The following is a 15637-nucleotide window of genomic DNA, read 5'->3' on the forward strand; positions in this document are numbered from 1 at the left end:
GCGGGGCGATCATTGGCGGGGGCGCCGTGCATGTTGCAGAAAGCGCCCGGCCTGCGGTTGTTCACAGCAACAAGAGCATGAAGGCCGCGCCCAAGAAGCGCTATGCCGTGCGGACAGTGAAGCGCAAGGTGGTGCGCACGGTCACGGCCTGCGCGCCGCAGACGGTGACGGTGACCAGCCAGCAGGGTCCAATCCCCCTGCCCGCGCCGATGCCGATGCCGATGGCGGAAATGCCGATGATGTCGGGTGGCGGCGGTTCTGTGCCAGTCGTCCTGGGCGGCGGCGGCGGATTTGGCGGCGGCGGCGGTTTCATGGGCGGCTTCTTTGGCGGCGGCGGTGGTGGCAGCGGTGGCGGATCGGTCGTGATCTCCTCCACCAGCAGCTCGACCGGCGGCATCAGCAGTTCGACCAGTTCCACCACCGGCGGCGTTTCGACGTCCACCGGCGGGGTTTCCACCTCGACCGGCGGCGTATCTACATCGACCGGCGGGGTATCGACGTCGACGGGTGGCGTGTCCACGTCGAGCGGCAATGTGTCGACATCGAGTGGTAATGTTTCCACGTCCAGCGGCGTGAGCAGTTCTTCTTCGTCCAGTTCGTCCTCATCCTCTTCCTCCTCGTCCAGTTCCTCGTCGAGCAGTTCGGGCGGGTCGAGTGGCGGAAAGCCGGGCAAGCCCGGTCATGGTTCGTCCGGTGGCGGATCGAACGGCGGGAGTGGCGGTTCCGGCGGCAGTTCGGGTTCGAGCGGCAGCAGCGGCGCATCGACGGGCAGCACGTCTTCGTCCACCAGCAGCAGTTCGTCGTCGAGCGGCAGTTCGGGCGGATCGGGCGGCAGCACCGGCGGCACGGACGTTCCTGCCCCGCCGATGGTGTTGCTGTTCGGCGCAGCGGCAGTCGCGCTGATCGCCCGTCGGCGCTTTGCCGAACGCAAAGCGCAAAAAGCGGCCTGATAGTCCGGTCCTTAAAAAAGGGCGGCCCCGCAACGCGGTGCCGCCCTTTTTGCGTCTGCTGACCCTCAGTTTTCGGCGATGATCTTTTCGATGTCCGCCACCGGGTGGTTGACCAGATCCTTGGCGATTTCACCGACCAGTCGGCTTTGCACTTCCTTGTGATAATGTTTGCGCATTTCGCCCAGCGCGGTAGGCGGGGCGACAATGATCAGCTTTTCATAATCCTGCGAAAAGGCGCGGCGTTTGAGGATGTCGGTCGCTTCGACCGCGAAGCGCGCTTCCTCCAGATCGTGGAAGCTGGTCTGTTCCATGGAGCTGCGGTGGCTGCCGACCGAATTGAAAGCGCGGCCCGGCGCATCGGACGCCTGATCGCGGTCGGCGGGATTATCCTGCGTCCGCACATCTTCGGCCTCCAGATTGGGATAGGTCGCGTCGCCCTTGTTGCGGAAGAACAGCATCTTTCGCCCGTCGGCCACCAATATCATCGCGTCATGGTCGATCTGCATCGCCGTCTCCTTTTTTCAGATTGTTGATGGGTGACCAACGGATGGCAGTGGCCAAGGGTTGCACGGCCGGTCGCGCGGCGGCATAGGACTGGCCCATGCATGACATCCGTTTCATCCGCGAAAATCCCGCCGCTTTCGATGCAGGGCTTGCCCGCCGTGGGCTGGCCCCGCTGTCCGCCGAGATATTGGCGCTCGATGCCCAGAGCCGGACGATCAAGACCCGGTTGCAGGAGGGGCAGGCCCGCCGCAACGAAGCGAGCAAGCTGATCGGCCAGGCCATGGCCGCTGGCGATCGGGACAAGGCAGAGGCGCTGAAGGCCGAGGTTGCGGCGTTGAAGGAAGATGCGCCTGCACTGGAAGCGCAGGACCGCGAGATTGGCGAGGCGCTGACGGGCAAGCTGGCGGCGATCCCCAACCTGCCCGCCGACGATGTGCCGCAGGGCGCGGATGAAGCCGACAATGTTGAGATGAGCCGTTGGGGCGTGCCGCGCAGCTTCGATTTCGCACCGCAGGACCATGCCGATTTCGGCCCGGCGCTGGGGCTGGATTTCGAGGGCGGGGCGAAACTGTCGGGCGCGCGCTTCACCGCGCTGCGCGGCCAGATGGCGCGGCTGCACCGGGCGCTGGCGCAATATATGCTGGATATACAGAGCGGCGCGAACGGTTATGAAGAGGTCAACCCGCCGCTGCTGGTGCGGGATGAGGCTTTGTTCGGCACCGGGCAGTTGCCCAAATTTGCCGACGATCTGTTCCGCACGACCGATGGCCGCTGGCTGATCCCGACCGCCGAAGTATCGCTGACCAATCTGGTTGCCGACCAGATCGTGCCGCTGGCCAGCCTGCCGGTGCGGCTGACGGCGCTGACCCCCTGCTTCCGGTCCGAAGCTGGGTCAGCCGGGCGCGATACGCGCGGCTTCATTCGCCAGCATCAGTTCGAGAAAGTCGAGCTGGTCGCGATCTGCGCGCCCGACGAGTCCGAGGCTGAACATGCGCGGATGTGCGCGGCGGCGGAGGGCATTTTGCAGGCGCTGAACCTGCCCTATCGCAAGATGCTGCTTTGCACCGGCGACATGGGTTTTGGCGCGCGCAAGACTTGGGATCTGGAAGTGTGGCTGCCCAGCCAGGACACCTATCGGGAGATCAGCTCCGTTTCCAACTGCGGCGATTTTCAGGCGCGGCGGATGAACGCCCGTTACAAGCCGGAGGGGGAGAAGCAGACGCGCTTCCTGCATACGCTGAACGGGTCGGGACTGGCGGTGGGGCGGACGCTGGTGGCGGTGCTGGAAAATTACCAGCAGGCCGATGGCAGCGTGATCGTGCCGGATGTGCTGATCCCCTATATGGGCGGCGTCACGAAGCTGGCATTGCCCGGTTGAAAGCGGTGCCAGCCATGGCGTTTGGCGTGTGAAATAGACAGCGAGATGGACAGTGTTGCGCATAGCGGCAATATTCATTAGCACGCTAATTAAATCTGAAATATATCCCTATAAATCAATATCTTAATCTTCAAACTTGCTGAAAAATAGTCCGTAGAAGTGAGGCTGAATGGCGTCATCAGGCGCGCAGGGGCAGTTTGATTTTTCCTTGTCCGTTTCACGCTGGAGCGGGATGACCTGAGATTGATGCACCCCGTCATTGCGAGCGCAGCGAAGCAATCTGGCGGCACCACGATGGATTGCTTCGCTGCGCTCGCAATGACGAGTGAAATTAACGTCATCACGCTCTAGTGACTGGAAAGCGCCGCCCGATAGGATAGACAAAGCGTGATGCGTTGCCCTTCCCCCAATCTGTTCCTGCCGCTGGCCTGTCTGACGCTGGGTGCGTGCATTCCCAACGAAGCCAGCCGGGCGACCGACACGCCGCCGCCGCGCCTGGACGCAGATGCGTCGGCCGTCGAACTGGTCGAGCCGGAGCCGGTATGGACCGCGCAGCAGGTGGTCGCCAATGCGCAGAACGTTGCGACATCCATCTATGTCGTCCAGCCGGGCGACACGTTGCGCGGCATCGGCAACCGCAGCGGCGCGGGGTCCGAAGCGGTCGCGCGTGCCAACGGGCTGACCCCGCCCTTTGCCATTCGCGCCGGGCAGAAGCTGACCATTCCGGGCGGGCGATATCATCTGGTCGCGGAAGGCGAGACGGGGATTGCCATTGCGGCGGCCTATGGCGTCGCGTGGAGCCGGATCGTGGCGGTCAATGCGCTGACCCAGCCCTATGTGCTGCGGCGGGGCCAGCGGCTGTTGCTGCCCGGCGATGCGCCGGTCGCGCCGCCCTCGATCGAGCAGCGCGCCGCCGCATTCCGTATCGACATTGACGATGTGCTGACCGGGGGACAGCCTGCCGCCGCCGACAATGCGCCGGTGGCGGTTGCTTCCGCCCAGCCGCGCCCCCTGCCCTCCAACGTGCCGATCGCGCAGCAGCCAGCCAGTTTTGCGGGCAGCTTCGCCTGGCCGGTCAGGGGAACGGTGCTGTCGCGCTTTGGCCCCGGTGCCAGTGGTGCGAAGAATAATGGCATCGACATCGGCGTGGCGGCCGGCACGCCGATCCGCGCGAGTGCGGACGGGATTGTCGCTTATGCAGGCGACAAGGTGGCGGTGTTCGGCGGGCTGGTGCTGGTCAATCATGGCAGCAACTGGGTCAGCGCCTATGGCCATGCCGCGCGCGTCGATGTGGTGCGCGGGCAGAAGGTGACGAAGGGCCAGGTCATCGGCCTGACCGGCGACACGGGCTATGCCAGCCAGCCCAAGCTGCATTTCGAATTGCGGCGCGACCGGGTGCCAGTGAACCCGATGCTGCATTTGCCCACCGCGCCATGAGAATCGACCGGCAGAACCACGCGACATCGACCGCCGGGTTCCTGCGGCGGCGATCGTCCATGCCAATGTGGGTGGATTTAAGCTGGCGCGTGGCGCTGGTGTTCGGGCTGATCGCGCTGGTGCTGCTGCTCCACTGGGTCGGGCGCGACGGGTTGAAGGATAATCTGGACAACCAGATCAGCTTCGTCGACGTGCTGTATTTCACGACCGTCACGGTGACGACCGTGGGCTATGGCGACATCGTGCCGGTGACGCCCGAAGCGCGCCTGTTCGAATCGCTGTTCGTCACGCCGATCCGGCTGTTCGTGTGGCTCATCTTTTTAGGCACAGCCTATTCGCTTTTCCTCCGCAACATCCTCTACAGGTGGCGCATGGCCCGTATTCAAGCCGATCTGCACAATCATATCGTCGTCACAGGCTTTGGCACCAGCGGGCAGGAAGCGGTGCATGAATTGCTGGCGCGTGGCACGGACCCGCGCGAAATCGTGGTGATCGACCCCAGCGAAGCCGCGCTGGAACTGGCCGAGGCGCAGGGGTGCAATATATTGTGCGGGGATTCGACCCGCGACCGGACGTTGAGCGACGTGGCGATCCACCGGGCGCGCAGCATGATCGTGTCGGCGGGGCGGGACGATACGTCGATCCTGATCACGCTGACCGCGCGGCATCTGGCCCCGCGCATGCCGATCAGCATCGTGGTGCGTAACGAGGATAATGAACTGCCCGCGCGGCAGGCGGGCGCAACGACCGTCATCAACCCGGTCAGCTTTGCCGGGCTGCTGCTCGCAGGCAGCACCAGCGGCAAGCATATCGCCGATTATATGGCAGACCTTGCCGCGTCGGGCGGGCGCGTGAAGCTGAACGAACGCTTCGTCAAGGCCGAAGAAATTGGCGGGCCTTTGTCGGCGATCGCCACGGGGCTGGGCGTGCGGATCTATCGCGAGGATCGGCCGATCGGCTTTTGGGAGGAAGGCGCGCGGCAGCTTCAGACCGGCGACCTGATCATCGAGATTGTCGAGGGTGCGGGCGTGGGCGAACGGCGTCAGCCGGGCTGAACCGGCGATGGTGATGGCCGCGCGTGACATTCCACGCGAAAATCCCTATGTGCGCGACCATCATGGCAACCAAATTTCCTGACGCGCCGAAAATCGGCATGGTTTCGCTCGGCTGTCCCAAGGCGCTGGTCGATAGCGAACGCATCCTGACCAAGCTGCGGTCCGACGGCTATCAGATGTCGCCCGACTATGCCGGGGCGGACGTAGTGCTGGTCAACACCTGCGGTTTTCTGGATTCGGCGAAGGAAGAATCGCTCGAAGCGATTGGCGAGGCGATTGCGGAGAATGGCCGGGTCATCGTGACCGGCTGTATGGGCAATGAGGCGGAGATGATCCGCGCCCGCTTCCCGCAGGTGCTGGCCGTGACCGGCGCGCATCAATATGAGCAGGTGGTCAATGCGGTGCATGAAGCATCGCCGCCGGTGCCGAACGCCTTTGTCGATCTGGTCCCCGAAGGCGGGCTGAAGCTGACGCCGCGCCATTACAGCTATCTCAAGATTTCCGAAGGCTGCAACCATCGCTGCTCCTTCTGCATCATCCCCTCGATCCGGGGCGACCTGGTATCGCGGCGGATCGACGCGGTGCTGCGCGAGGCGGAAAAGCTGGTGTCGGCGGGAACCAGGGAATTGCTGGTCATCAGCCAGGATACGTCGGCCTATGGCGTCGACACGCGCCACGAACCGCGCCTGTGGAAGGGCCGCGACGTGCGCGCGCATATGACCGACATGGCGCGCGAATTGGGGCAGTTGCGGACCGCCGATGGCGTCGCGCCATGGGTGCGGTTGCACTATGTCTATCCCTATCCCCATGTCGATCAGGTCATTCCATTGATGGCGGACGGGCTGTTGACGCCCTATCTGGACATTCCGTTCCAGCACGCCGCGCCCAGCGTGTTGAAGGCAATGAAGCGCCCCGCCAATGAAGCCAAGGTGCTGGACCGCATTCATAAGTGGCGCAGCATCTGCCCCGACATCACGATCCGTTCGACCTTCGTGGTCGGCTTCCCCGGCGAGACGGAGGCGGATTTCCAATATTTGCTCGACTGGCTGGACGAAGCGCAACTCGACCGCGTCGGTGCATTCCGGTTCGAGCCGGTCGAAGGCGCAGCGGCGAACCTGCTGCCCGGCGCGGTGCCGGAAGAGGTCAAGGAAGAACGCTACCAGCGGATCATGGAAAAGACCGCCGCGATCAGCGCCGCCAAATTGCAGGCCAAGGTCGGCCGGGTGCTGCCCGTCATCATCGACGAAGTGGGCGAACCGGACGAGGAAGATGGCAGCATCGGCGCGACCGCCCGGTCGCAGGCCGACGCGCCGGAAATCGACGGCAATGTGTTCCTGCGCGATGTCGGCGAAGGGCGGAAGGCTGGCGATATTTTCGACGTGGTGATCGAGGATGCCGACGATCATGATCTTTATGGCGTGCCGGCAAGCCAGTGATTCAACTGTCATCCCGGCGAAAGCCGGGATCTCCCTTCTTCCGTCTCGAGCGGATCAAGAAAGTGAGATCCCAGCCTTCGCTGGGATGACTGATGTTATTTTACTGCCACGAACGCATCCTGATATTCGGTCTTGATCGCGTTTCGCATCGCCGCATCCACGGGCAGCGGCACTTCATATGTCCCTTCGGCATAGGGTCCGGCGCTGTAGGGGCCGACGATGACGGTCACGCCGTCGATGCGCTTGCCGTCCCTTGATGTGAGCGTCAGCACCTGCTCCATCGGGTCGATGCACTGGGTGAACTCGTCGTCGCCGCGCACGACCGGCGCGCTGCGTTTTTCAGCGCGCTGCCGGTCCAGCATAGCACAGAAGCGGTCGCGGATCGCGGCGTTGAAGGCGGCTGGCGACGTCATCACCGCTTTCATGCTGGTTTCGCGCGATCGCCGCTTGTCCCACAGCACAACGTCATAGCCGGTCATACCATGCGCGCCGCCAGTGAACACATAGGTTTGCGACTGGAGCGCCAGGAAGCGGGGCGTGTCCGCCGACACATTCCATTGCGTTTCCAGACTGTGCGCGTGGAAGGGAAAGCCCGACCGTTTTGCAGCCTTGCTATCCTCCTGCGCCATTTTCAGCGCATCGGCCTTGCCCGCTGTCATGGCCTTGTCGAATTTTTCGGCCAGAAAGGGAATGGCAGCGGCCTGCGCCGGATAGGCGTAGGAAAATTCCAGAAAATCCGTCTTTTCCGCGATCTTGAAAGGCTTGGCCGGGGGTGTCGCGGGCGGGGTTCCCACCATCTTTTCGACAAAGCGGGTGGCGGCGGCATTGTGGCTCTGGTTGCCGATGTCGTCCGGAGTGCCACCCTTGCAGGCGGCGAGCGCCAAAGCCGTCACCAGTGCCGTCGCCAGCGCGGCAGCCCCCCGGCGCTGCATCAATGCGCCTGCGCTGCGCGGCATCGTTCGCCAATCGCCTTGCGCGCATAATCGCTTTCCAGCAGGCGGCCGGCATTGGACCAGCCTTCGCCGACCAGCGCCTGCTGCACGGCATGTAACGTATCGAACTTGCCGCTGTCGGCCAGCGCATAGGCACGGGCGCGCGCGGCCTGAAGGCTGCGGTCATCGAGATGAATCATCGTCTCTCTCCTTGCTTGTGGTTATGACGCCAACCTACGCCTGCGCCAGGGCGCAAGCAATTGCGTAACGGGCCGGACGTGTCGCACGCGCGATGAAAATATGCCCTTTCCTTCGCCTGCGCCTATCCCCTACACGATCCATATGACCGATTTTTCCGCGCTGCTGAAAGCCGACAATACACAACCCGCCCATGCGATCCATCTGCTGGAGGCGGCAGAATTCGATGGCTGGATGGCGGCGCAGCCGGAGCGCGTGCGGGCCATTGCGAGCGCGCAGAAATTTCGGGGAAAAGTGCTGGAACAGGCGATCCTGCCGGGGGAAGCCGCTGGCGACTGGTCGGTGGTCGCGGGCGTGGCGGACAAGGCAATGCTGGGTCCATGGTGCCTGGCGCGGCTGGCCGAAACATTGCCGGAGGGTGCCTATCGCCTGACGCAGGGCGGGCCGGGCGCGGCGGCGCTGGGGTGGATGCTGGCGCAGCATCGGTTCGACCGCTATCGCAAGGATGACGCGCCCACTGGCCCGCGCGTTTTGTTGAGCGGAGAAGTCGCCCGGATCGACCCGGCCGTGCAACTGGCGCAGGCGGTCGCGCTGGTCCGCGATCTGGTCAACACGCCTGCCGCCGACCTTGGCCCGGCCGAACTGGAAGGCGCGGCGCAGCATGTGGCCGACGCGCATGGCGCGACGTTGACAGTGACGCGCGGCGATGCGCTGGAGCAGGGCTATCCGATGATCCATGCGGTCGGCAAGGCGGCGGACAAGAGTTTCGCCCCGCGCCTCATTGAACTGACATGGGGCGATCCCACAACGCCGCGCATCGCCATCGTGGGCAAGGGGATTTGCTTCGACAGCGGCGGGCTGGACATCAAGCCTTCGTCGGGGATGCGCCTGATGAAGAAGGATATGGGCGGCGCGGCCCATGCGCTGGCACTGGCGCAATTGATCATGGGCGCGCGCTTGCCGGTGCGGCTGCACCTGCTGATCCCGGCGGCGGAAAATGCGATTGCGGGCAATGCCTTTCGCCCCGGCGACATTTTGCGATCGCGCAAAGGTCTGAGCGTGGAGATCGGCAATACCGACGCCGAAGGGCGGCTGGTGCTAGGCGACGCGCTGACCCGCGCGGGGGAGGAGAAGCCGGAACTGATCGTCGACTTTGCCACGCTGACCGGCGCGGCGCGGGTGGCGGTGGGACCGGACCTGCCCGCCCTGTTCGCCAATGACGATGCGCTGGCGGCGCAGGTCGCAGCGGCGGGCGCGCAGGTGGACGATCCGACCTGGCGATTGCCGCTGTGGGATGGCTATGCCGATATGCTGAAATCCGACATTGCCGACATCAACAATGCTGGCGAAGGCGGTTTTGCGGGTGCGATCACGGCGGCATTGTTCCTCAAGCGGTTCGTGCCGGACGATACGCCCTGGCTGCACCTGGACACTTTTGCCTGGCGTCCCGCGTCGAAACCGGGTCGGCCCAAAGGTGGCGAGGCACTGGGGCTGCGCGCGGTCTTTGCCCTGTTGCAACAACGTTATGGGCGAAACTGACGCGCCGGAAGATTGTCAGTGGCCGTTACGCAACCGGATTGGCCATGATGCGTTAAGCCCCCATGAACGCAATTGCCGCCCCCGAAAAAGCCCCCCAGATCGCACATTCGGGCATGGGACAACTCAGCCACTGGATGCGAACGCTGGTCGATTATGTGCGGTCGGGAAAACCGGACCTGACCAATCGCCAGATGGCCCTGATGATGACCGTCTATATCGGTTCGGGACCGCACACGGTGCGCGGACTCGCCGAAGCGCTGCATGTGTCGAAACCCGTCATTACCCGCGCCCTGAACAAGCTGTCGGCGCTCGGCTATCTGCGCCGGGAGCGCGATGCGACCGATCGACGGAATATTTTCATCACCCGGACCCCAAAAGGGGCGGAATTCCTTGACGCCTTTCATCATTTCATCGCAGGAACCGCGCGCGATGACAGGCACGAACACACAAGCGCGGAAAGCCCCGCCTGAAAGAACCCGGTTCAAGCTGGACGGTAGATCCGTCGCGCTTGATCGCCGCGTCCACGCGGCGCGTGGCGACCTGGCCGATCTGGCTTTGGCCGGAACATTGTTTTCCGCCCATTATGCGCGCGCCGTCCCGCTGACCTGCGTTGCGCCCGGCACGCCGATCCTGTCGGCGGCATCGCCCACGGCCGAAGCGGTGAGCGAATTGCTGCGCGGCGAAACCTTCCATGCGCTGGACGTGATGACCGACTGGGCATGGGGCTTTTGCGGGCATGACGGCTATGTCGGCTATATCCGCCGCGATGCGCTGGACCTGCTGGAAACTGCCAATCACCGCATTACGGCCAAGGCTGCGCCGCTGTTCAGCGCGCCCGACATCAAGGCACCGATCGCCGATTACAGGCCGGGCGGCGCGCTGTTTTCCGGCGATGTGGTGGACGGGTTCGTCGCCTGCGCCGAAGGCTATATCCACGTTCGCCATATATCCGCCATCGATGCGCCAGCCGCCGATTGGGTCGCGGTTGCCGAACGCTATCTGGGCCAGCCCTATGTGTGGGGCGGGCGCGGCCATCGCGGGATCGACTGTTCAGGGCTGGTGCAGGTGGCGCTGGGCCAGTGCGGCATCGCCGTGCCGCGCGACACCGACCTGCAATGCGAAGGCATCGGCAACCCGATAGCGGGCGACGCCATATTGCGGCGGGGCGACATCATTTTCTTCCCCGGCCATGTCGGCATCATGACCGATGGCAAGACATTGTTGCACGCCAACGCGCACTGGATGGCCGTGGTGGCAGAACCGCTGGCCGACGTCGTCGCGCGGCTGGCGGGCGACCATGCGCAACCCATCATCGCGCGGCGGAGGATCGGCGCATGACCACAAAGATTTTCATCGACGGCGGGCATGGCACCACCGGCATCGAAATAGCCGACCGGCTGGCCGGGCGTCCCGAACTTTCGCTCATCATTGTGCCGGAAGCGCAACGGCGCGATGCGGGCGCACGGCGCGACGCGCTGAACGCCGCCGACATCGTGATCCTGTGCCTGCCCGACGATGCCGCGCGTGAGGCCGTGGCGCTGATCGACAATGGCAAGACCCGCGTGATCGACGCATCGACCGCGCATCGCGTGGCGGATGGGTGGACCTATGGCTTTCCCGAACTGGAGCCGGGCCATCGCGAAAAGCTGGCGAACAGCCGCTTCGTCGCCAATCCGGGCTGCTGGCCGACGGGGTTTCTGGCGCTGGTGCGGCCGCTGACGCTGGCGGGACTGGTGCCTGCCGACTGGCCCGTCACGGTTTCGGGCGCGTCCGGCTATTCGGGCGGTGGCAAGGCGATGATCGCCGAATATGAAGGCACCGATGGCGCGCCGACCGCGTTTCGCGCCTATGGGCTGGGGCTGGGCCACAAGCATGTGCCGGAAATGACGCGCTATGCCGGGCTGTCCCATCCGCCGCTGTTTGCGCCCGCCGTCGCCAATGCCTATCGCGGTATGCTGGTCGAAGTGCCGCTGCAATTGCGTGCCATGCCCGGTGCGCCGACGCTGACCGATGTTCACGCGGCGCTGGCTGCCGCCTATGCCGGTTCGCCCATCGTCAGTGTCGCGGCGCTGGAGGACAGCGGCGCGACGGGCAATGTGGAGATAGAGCATGTCGGCGCGACCGACCGGCTCCAGCTGTTCGTGTTCGGCAGCGCGACAAGCGGTCAGGCGCGGCTGGTCGCAACGCTCGACAATCTGGGCAAGGGCGCGGCGGGTGCCGCCGTCCAGAACCTCAACATATTGGCGGGCCTGCCCGAAACCGCCGGGCTGCGGCTCTGATCCTGCCTCAGTGAATGGTGCCGAGCGGCTGGTCATAGGCCAGCAGGACGATCAGTCGCTCGATCTGCCGCCAATGGCAGAAATGGATATGGTTGCCCAGGTCCAGGCTGCGGTCGGCGCGGGCCGCCGCTTCATAGCCTGCATTGTCGCCGAACAGGGCCATCAGTTCCCTGGCATCCTCATAGCTCTTTCGATTCGAAAGATATGGCACCTGCATTGCGACCCCCGATTATTGACCCGGCGACACGGCCAGGTCCGCTATCTCTTTCAATCCCCGTGCCATTTCAGGGTTTTGAGGGTAGAGGCGGGTTAGCAAAGTGAACGGTCCGTTAGCTAAGTCCCATCACGGGACGATCATCCCGCAATGGCACGCATTGTCCCGCGCCGCCGTCCCGAAACGACCCGTCGCCAAAGCCGCTGGCCTTGCGCCGCGCGTCATGGCAAGGATCGCGCCATGACGAACGACAGGAAAAACCCGACCGGCGCGGGCGCCATCATCGCTTTCCTCATCATCGGCGGTGCAATCGTCGGTGGACTGATGGGGCAACCCAGCATCGGCCTGCTGACAGGCGTTGGCCTGGGCGTGCTGATCGCTGTGCTGCTGTGGTGGCGGGAACGCGACAAATAAGCGTCGCTGCGCGCGGCCATGCGCCTTGCCCGCCGCGCTCACCCGACTTAGATGTGAGCGCATGAACAAGCATTTGATCGCCCTCCCCCTCGTCGTGCTGGTCCTGGCCGGCGGCACCTTCCTTTATTTTGCGCAGGGGGATACGGCCCGGTTGCCGCCCAGCGCGGATGTCGGGCGTGAGCCGGTATTTACTGGTCCCCGCAACGAGATGATCCCCACCGTCAACATTGCCGAAGTCAAGCCATGGGCCGCCGGCGAAAAGCCGGTCGCGGCCAACGGGCTGACCGTCGCGCGCTTTGCCGAGGGGCTGGACCATCCCCGGTCGCTGCTGCGCCTGCCCAATGGCGACGTGCTGGTCGCCGAAACCAACAGTCCGACCCGACCCACCAGCGGTATCGTCAACCGGGTGATGAATTATCTGATGAACAAGGCGGGTGCGGGCGACCCGTCGCCCAACCGCATTTCCCTGCTGCGGGACGCCGATGGCGACGGGCGGGCGGAAACAAAGACGGCGTTCCTGACCGGGCTGAATTCGCCCTATGGCATGGCGATGATCGGGGACACGCTCTATGTCGCCAATACCGACGCGCTGATGGCCTTCCCCTACAAGCCGGGCGATAGCAGGATCAGTGCGGCGGGGCGCAAGATATTGAACCTGCCTGCGCAGGCACCCAATATGCACTGGACGCGCAGCCTGACCGCCAGCCCCGAAGGGCTGCTCTATGTCGGCGTGGGATCCAACAGCAATATCGGCGAAAACGGGCTGGAAAGCGAAGCCAATCGCGCGTCCGTGCTGGAAGTGAACCCCAAGACCGGCGAATATCGCATCTGGGCTTCGGGTATGCGCAATCCCGTCGGCCTTGCCTTCGAACCCAAGAGCGGTGCGTTGTGGGGCGTGGTGAATGAGCGCGATATGCTGGGCAGCGATCTGGTGCCGGACTATCTGGCGCGGGTCGAATTTGGCGGCTTTTATGGCTGGCCATGGAATTATTGGGGTGGGTATGAGGACCGTAGGGTCCAGCCGCAGCGCCCCGAACTGCGCGAATATACCAAGCGGCCAGACTATGCGCTGGGCAATCATGTCGCGCCGCTGGGCGTGACATTTGCTGACAAGGTGACGCTGGGTGCGCCCTATATCGACGGCGCGTTCGTCGGCCTGCATGGCAGCTGGAACCGCAAGCCTGCCGCCGGCTACAAGGTCGTGTTCGTCGGTTTTGCCGATGGCGAGGCGGGCAAGGCCAAGCCGGTCGACGTGCTGACCGGATTTCTGAATGCCGATGGCGCAGCGCGCGGTCGCCCGGTCGATGTGACGGGTGACGCGAAAGGCGCGCTGCTGGTCAGCGACGATGTGGGCGGCGTGGTGTGGCGCGTGACGAAGGCGAAATAAGCGCCCCTACACCGTCATCCCGTTGCGTCCGGCCAGCTCGACCACATATTGCCATGCCACCCGGCCTGACCGGCTGCCCCGCTGCGTCGACCACTGGATCGCGTCGAGCGGGTCGAATGTCAGGCCCAGCTTCGCCGCATAGCCACCGACGATGGCGACATAGGCGTCCTGGTCCAGCGCATGGAAGCCAAGGCTGAGGCCGAAACGGTCGGACAGCGCCATCCGGTCATCCACCACATCACGCGGGTTGATGGGGTCGTCCTGTTCGGACAAATGACGCGGCACGATATGGCGGCGGTTGGACGTGACATAGAGGCGGACATTGGCCGGCCGTGCCGCCGTGCCGCCTTGCAGCAGCGAACGCAGCGACCGGGCGTCCCCCACCCCTTCGTCAAAGCCCAGATCGTCGAGGAACAGGATGAAGGGCCGCGCCGTCCCGCGCAGCAGCGAAAAAAGCGTAGGGAGGCTGGCCAGTTCGTCGATCGCGCATTGCAACAGTGCAATGTCCTGCCCGTCACGCTGCAACTGGCCCACGACCGAAGCGACGACGGCGGATTTGCCGGTGCCGCGCGCCCCCCACAGCAGAGCATCATGCGCAGCATGGCCAGTCGCATGGCGGCGGCTGTTTTCCAGCAGCGCGCCTTTCTGTGCGTCGATGCCAGTGAGCAATTCATAGTCCACCGGATCGAATGCTTCGACCGCGCGGATCGCCTGCCCGTCCCAGACATAGGCGGGCGCGGTGGCAAGATCGGCGGACAAGGCAGGCGGCGGCGCGAGCCGTTCCAGCGCCTGCGCGATACGGGTAAGGAGAGCGTCGGTCATGGCGCGGGCTTATAGCGCACATCGCGCGTTCGCAAGCATGGGCGCAAGCATGAGCGACAAGCAGGGGCAGAGAGTCACGCTGCTGTCGCAATGGCCTTTTACTTGGGGCCGCATAAGCCTATAGCGCGAAGGCCGTGACGATCGCAAATCCAGCCTATTCCACCCGATCCTGCCGCTATGGCACCGAAGCGCTGCGCGAAGCCGCACTGCTGATCCGCGCGGGCGAACCTGTCGCCGTTCCCACCGAAACCGTCTATGGCCTGGCCGCCGATGCGACTGACAGCCATGCCGTGGCCACCATCTACACCGCCAAGGGGCGGCCCAGCTTCAATCCGCTGATCGTCCATGTCGCGGACCGGGATATGGCCGGGCGGTTTGCCGATTTTTCGCCCGTGGCTGAGATGTTGGCCGCGCGATTCTGGCCCGGCCCGCTGACGCTGGTGCTGCCGGTGCGCGCCGATAGCGGCCTGTCGCCGCTGGTGATGGCCGGGTTACCCACGGTAGCGCTGCGGGTGCCGGCCCACCCCGCGATGCGCGCGTTGATCCGTGAAAGCGGCCGTCCGCTCGCTGCGCCCTCCGCCAATCGCAGCGGGGCGATCAGCCCGACCCGCGCCGAACATGTGCTGGCCAGCCTGAATGGCCGGGTGCGACTGATACTGGATGAAGGGCCGACCAGCGAGGGGCTGGAATCGACCATCGCCGCGCCGGAGGATGATTGCGTGCGCCTGCTACGCCCCGGCCCGGTGACTGCCGCGATGCTGGAGGAAGCGACTGCCCTGCCCGTCCTCATCGGCGCGGGCGACAGGATCGAGGCACCGGGCCAGATGGAAAGCCATTATGCGCCGTCAAAGCCAGTGCGGCTCAATGCGTTGCGGGCGGAAAAGGACGAGTATCTGATCGGCTTTGGCCTGATGCCCTGCCACATCAACCTAAGCCCCGACGCCGATGTGCGCGAGGCAGCGGCCAGCCTGTTCGCGGCGCTGCACATTGCCGACGCCAGCGCGGAAAGTCGCATCGCCGTCGCGCCCATCCCCCATGAAGGGATAGGCGCGGCGATCAATGACCGGCTGCGCCGCGCGGCGGCCTGACGCC

Annotated in this window: 18 protein-coding genes; 11 read left to right on the forward strand and 7 right to left on the reverse strand. The window is 64.7% G+C overall.

The features are described 5' to 3' along the window. Positions 1-100: 100 nt before the first annotated feature. The 3 genes from SPBM01_RS06780 to SPBM01_RS06790 all read right to left on the reverse strand — a co-directional run bounded on the left by SPBM01_RS06780 (position 101) and on the right by SPBM01_RS06790 (position 1456). Positions 101-673, reverse strand: coding sequence for a hypothetical protein (locus SPBM01_RS06780; RefSeq protein WP_188064583.1), 573 nt, complete (start codon positions 671-673; stop codon positions 101-103). 6 nt (positions 674-679) lie between these two features. After that, positions 680-931 (reverse strand): hypothetical protein, encoded by a 252-nt coding sequence (locus SPBM01_RS06785; RefSeq protein ID WP_188064584.1) that lies wholly within the window; start codon positions 929-931, stop codon positions 680-682. Between the two features lie 84 nt (positions 932-1015). Then, the gene (locus tag SPBM01_RS06790; protein WP_188064585.1) at positions 1016-1456 is read right to left on the reverse strand and encodes a host attachment family protein; all 441 of its coding nucleotides are present in this window, start codon (positions 1454-1456) and stop codon (positions 1016-1018) included. A gap of 95 nt (positions 1457-1551) precedes the next feature. Between SPBM01_RS06790 and serS the strand changes: the two genes are divergently transcribed. The 4 genes from serS to rimO all read left to right on the forward strand — a co-directional run bounded on the left by serS (position 1552) and on the right by rimO (position 6760). After that, on the forward strand, positions 1552-2832 hold the full coding sequence (gene serS, locus SPBM01_RS06795) for a serine--tRNA ligase (RefSeq protein ID WP_188064586.1): 1281 nt from the start codon (positions 1552-1554) through the stop codon (positions 2830-2832). 390 nt (positions 2833-3222) lie between these two features. Further along, complete coding sequence (locus SPBM01_RS06800; protein WP_188064587.1) at positions 3223-4269, forward strand: M23 family metallopeptidase; 1047 nt, start codon at positions 3223-3225, stop codon at positions 4267-4269. 65 nt (positions 4270-4334) lie between these two features. Continuing rightward, positions 4335-5324, forward strand: coding sequence for a potassium channel family protein (locus SPBM01_RS06805; RefSeq protein WP_262504418.1), 990 nt, complete (start codon positions 4335-4337; stop codon positions 5322-5324). 47 nt (positions 5325-5371) lie between these two features. After that, complete coding sequence (gene rimO, locus SPBM01_RS06810) at positions 5372-6760, forward strand: 30S ribosomal protein S12 methylthiotransferase RimO (RefSeq protein ID WP_188065593.1); 1389 nt, start codon at positions 5372-5374, stop codon at positions 6758-6760. Between the two features lie 95 nt (positions 6761-6855). On the opposite strand, the gene SPBM01_RS06815 is transcribed toward rimO, so the two are convergent. Next, entirely contained in the window at positions 6856-7716 is an 861-nt protein-coding gene (locus SPBM01_RS06815) for a DUF3298 and DUF4163 domain-containing protein (RefSeq protein ID WP_262504348.1), read from the reverse strand. Further along, positions 7692-7892, reverse strand: coding sequence for a hypothetical protein (locus SPBM01_RS06820; protein WP_188064589.1), 201 nt, complete (start codon positions 7890-7892; stop codon positions 7692-7694). The genes SPBM01_RS06815 and SPBM01_RS06820 overlap by 25 nt, the downstream gene beginning before the upstream one ends. Positions 7893-8034: 142 nt before the next feature. On the opposite strand from SPBM01_RS06820, the gene SPBM01_RS06825 reads away from it, so the two are divergent. The 4 genes from SPBM01_RS06825 to argC all read left to right on the forward strand — a co-directional run bounded on the left by SPBM01_RS06825 (position 8035) and on the right by argC (position 11708). Continuing rightward, positions 8035-9429 (forward strand): leucyl aminopeptidase family protein, encoded by a 1395-nt coding sequence (locus tag SPBM01_RS06825; RefSeq protein WP_188064590.1) that lies wholly within the window; start codon positions 8035-8037, stop codon positions 9427-9429. Positions 9430-9491: 62 nt separating this feature from the next. Then, a complete protein-coding gene (locus tag SPBM01_RS06830; protein WP_188064591.1) occupies positions 9492-9899 on the forward strand; it encodes a MarR family winged helix-turn-helix transcriptional regulator in 408 nt (135 codons plus the stop codon). After that, a complete protein-coding gene (locus SPBM01_RS06835; RefSeq protein ID WP_188064592.1) occupies positions 9859-10767 on the forward strand; it encodes a C40 family peptidase in 909 nt (302 codons plus the stop codon). The genes SPBM01_RS06830 and SPBM01_RS06835 overlap by 41 nt, the downstream gene beginning before the upstream one ends. Further along, positions 10764-11708: an N-acetyl-gamma-glutamyl-phosphate reductase gene (gene argC, locus SPBM01_RS06840; protein ID WP_188064593.1), complete on the forward strand. Its 945-nt coding sequence runs from the start codon at positions 10764-10766 to the stop codon at positions 11706-11708. The genes SPBM01_RS06835 and argC overlap by 4 nt, the downstream gene beginning before the upstream one ends. A 7-nt stretch (positions 11709-11715) precedes the next feature. On the opposite strand, the gene SPBM01_RS06845 is transcribed toward argC, so the two are convergent. Further along, positions 11716-11925, reverse strand: a complete 210-nt coding sequence (locus SPBM01_RS06845; protein ID WP_188064594.1) for a hypothetical protein — start codon at positions 11923-11925, stop codon at positions 11716-11718. A 237-nt stretch (positions 11926-12162) separates the two neighbouring features. Here SPBM01_RS06845 and SPBM01_RS06850 point away from each other — a divergent pair, with 237 nt between their 5' ends. Beyond that, entirely contained in the window at positions 12163-12336 is a 174-nt protein-coding gene (locus SPBM01_RS06850; RefSeq protein ID WP_188064595.1) for a hypothetical protein, read from the forward strand. A gap of 61 nt (positions 12337-12397) precedes the next feature. Continuing rightward, the gene (locus SPBM01_RS06855; protein ID WP_188064596.1) at positions 12398-13723 is read left to right on the forward strand and encodes a PQQ-dependent sugar dehydrogenase; all 1326 of its coding nucleotides are present in this window, start codon (positions 12398-12400) and stop codon (positions 13721-13723) included. 6 nt (positions 13724-13729) lie between these two features. On the opposite strand, the gene SPBM01_RS06860 is transcribed toward SPBM01_RS06855, so the two are convergent. After that, positions 13730-14545, reverse strand: coding sequence for an ATP-binding protein (locus SPBM01_RS06860; protein ID WP_188064597.1), 816 nt, complete (start codon positions 14543-14545; stop codon positions 13730-13732). Positions 14546-14679: 134 nt separating this feature from the next. On the opposite strand from SPBM01_RS06860, the gene SPBM01_RS06865 reads away from it, so the two are divergent. Further along, positions 14680-15633, forward strand: a complete 954-nt coding sequence (locus SPBM01_RS06865; protein ID WP_188064598.1) for an L-threonylcarbamoyladenylate synthase — start codon at positions 14680-14682, stop codon at positions 15631-15633. Positions 15634-15637: the final 4 nt, after the last annotated feature.

The organism is Sphingobium sp. KCTC 72723, from assembly GCF_014280435.1.
Classification (GTDB): domain Bacteria; phylum Pseudomonadota; class Alphaproteobacteria; order Sphingomonadales; family Sphingomonadaceae; genus Sphingobium.